2 protein-coding genes and 1 pseudogene are annotated in these 2,713 nt (G+C 42.6%); 1 reads left to right on the plus strand and 2 read right to left on the minus strand.

Annotated features, from left to right (window positions below; translation table 11 throughout):
• Nucleotides 1-521: 521 nt before the first annotated feature.
• On the minus strand, nt 522-1,823 hold the full coding sequence (locus TES5_RS14790; protein WP_068562716.1) for a murein hydrolase activator EnvC family protein: 1,302 nt from the start codon (nt 1,821-1,823) through the stop codon (nt 522-524).
• 248 nt (nt 1,824-2,071) lie between these two features.
• Between TES5_RS14790 and TES5_RS14795 the strand changes: the two genes are divergently transcribed.
• Entirely contained in the window at nt 2,072-2,251 is a 180-nt protein-coding gene (locus TES5_RS14795) for a YjzC family protein (protein ID WP_068562717.1), read from the plus strand.
• A 44-nt stretch (nt 2,252-2,295) separates the two neighbouring features.
• Here the strand turns inward: TES5_RS14795 and TES5_RS14800 are convergent.
• Nucleotides 2,296-2,713: pseudogene (locus TES5_RS14800) on the minus strand (transposase); the annotation flags it as partial.

The raw sequence follows: 2,713 nt of genomic DNA on the forward strand, positions 1-2,713 counted from the left end.
ACTTTTTGAGACCGCACGCTGCCTTAGAAAAGAAGGTACCTGTGTTGATTCCTGAGCTGGACAAACTTCCCAATATGCCGGCTAAATGGACAAAATTAATCTCTTTATCCCAAGAGTGGCTGATGGACCAAACCCCTTAACTTTTGGCACCTGAGCCCTCTAAAAAAAGAGAACCAATTAACTAAACAAACGGCGGAGCGTACTCTTGACAATCCGAATGGCCAATGGTTTAAAATTTCCTGAGACCAAGGGCTACTTTGTGCTGCTCCTTTTGTATACCGTCGCCCTTGACGGCAGAGGAAGAAACCATTGGCTCGGTTGTCAAGAGCGTTTGTTTCACCCAACTTTGAATAGTAGGGCACGGATTTTCACATCACTTCATTATTCATAGCAGTTTCCATAGAATTTTTGGCACTACCTTCAACATATTCCCTATTATACTCCACATATTATGCCTTTTTCATCTAAAGGTAGAAAAAAAGAGACTGGGGACTCCCAATCTCTTCGAAATGTTAATTATATTAGCCACCGATATAGTTCAGCGGATCCACTAGGCCACCATTTTCATGAACTTCAAAATGGAGATGAACCCCAGTTGAATCGCCTGTTGTACCCATTATTCCAATTTGTTGACCTTGACTGACGGTTTGTCCAGGTGCGACCAATAATCCTGGTTGCATATGTGCGTATAATGTTTCAACGGTCACACCATTGATTGTACCATGGTTGATTACTACATAGTAACCAAAGCTAGCGTGATATGTTGCTGTTACAACAGTCCCGGATTGTGCAGCAGAAATGGCTCCACTGCCCGCAATATCTTGCCCTCTATGCAATTCAGAGCCACCGGTGATCGGTGAAAGACGATATCCGAACGGGGATGAGTAGTACCCACTTGCCGGTTTTATGAAACCACTTGAATTTACAGTATAACTACTGGATGCAGTCGTAGTTGGTGCTGCTGATGCAGTCAGATTGTTAGCTGCCGTTGCTGCTGCAATTGCTGCCGCTTCAGATGCTGCTTGTTCGGCTGCCGCTCTTTCTGCTGCAATTCTTACTTCTTCTGCCGCCATATCATTGCTGATTGTTTCTGTTTGTGCAGCCAAGGCAGCTCTAGTTGATTCCAAACCATTTTTCTCGGCCTCAGTCAACTCGTAGTTCTCGATGACTTGCGCGATTTGGACATCGATTTCAGCTTTTTGGGCTACGACATTATTTTTTGAAATCAATATTTCTTGTTTCAATGCTTCAGCGGAAAGCTTTTCTTCTTCAACAGCCACTTTGCTGTCTTCGACTTTTTGCTGATCTGCTTCCTGTTGTTCCACGATGTCCTTGTTGGCAGTCACAATTTTTGAAACGACCGTGATTTTTCCGACTAGGTCAGAGAAATTCTCTGAAGACAAGAGGATTGATGCTATATTCGTAACGCCCGCATCCGTTTGGATATAACGAGCTTGCGTATTTAATTTTTCGGTTCTTTGGTCGATGACTACTTGTAAAGCTTCGATTTCAGCCTGCAACTCCAAAATTTTTGATTGGATAGCAGCTAATTTTTCTTCTTGTGCAGCTAATCGGCCCATCAATTCATCCAATTGCGATTGCAGTTCATTCACTTTTGTTTCCAAATTTGCTTTTTCGGATTCCAAAGTATTCAATGAATTTGATTTTTCTTCTATCTGCGATTGAATCGTATTCGTTTCTAATTGCAAAGCATCTTTTTGTTGTTGTAATTCTTCTAATGTAGCCGCCTGAGCAGTAAACCCACCTGCAATCGGACTAAGCAATAAGATTGATGAGAACAACGCGATATGTTTTTTTCCCAATTATACTTCTCCTCCTGTTTCTACTACGAGATGAAGTATATCAAAATTAAAATACCATTGCATGATAGAAATATGACAATTGTGTTTCAATTTGTTACGACGGTCGTAAATCGTGAAATATTGTTCATGTTTACACATCGGCTTCCGAACACAGTCTGCATTTGATTGTTCGCGCTTCCAGCGAAATACTTAAGCTGTACCAAGTGTTTCCTCCACCATCGCTCTTCAAGAAAGAAAGGGGCAATAACATGAGAATCGATCAAAAAGATTTACACAAACCAGGTACGGACAACCTTCCTCTTGGCGTCTACAAGGAAGTCGGCCCAAGAGGGGGCAAAATTACCGGCAGCAAAGAGGTCCATATCGTTGAAGGGCATAGACTTCCGCCTACCAACAAAGCCGGAAACAAATGGATCAAAAAAGACTGATTGTTCGCTGATAACTGATCATTTGAAACCTGAATTCCCGGAATTTATAACGAGGGAGGGGCAACCCCTAACGCCTCATATAATTCCTTCTGCTTCGTCGTAACCTCTCCCAACAGGCGTCCATGTCCGGGGGACTCGAATAATTCAATCGTGTCCAGTTCATCCAGTACACCTTGGAGAGTCCATTGGTTAAATAGCTCGGCATCCTGCATCTTCTTTTTCACATAGGACAAGTAGATTAAAGCGATGAATTCCACGAAAAGCTTCCCGTTCAGGGATAATTCGGACGAAACTTGCATTCTTCTGAAGTTGAGGCGCTCTTTTAAATTGCCGAAGGCTTTTTCAACAACATCCTTGCTGCGATAAAGAGACAACGCTTCAAACGGATCATTGACCTCATTAGAAAGCAATGCAAAGTAACCATAATTTCTAACCGCATTGCGCATCGCCTCTTCTTTAGGC

It is taken from the genome of Trichococcus sp. ES5 (assembly GCF_900067165.1).
In the GTDB taxonomy this organism is placed as follows: domain Bacteria; phylum Bacillota; class Bacilli; order Lactobacillales; family Aerococcaceae; genus Trichococcus; species Trichococcus flocculiformis.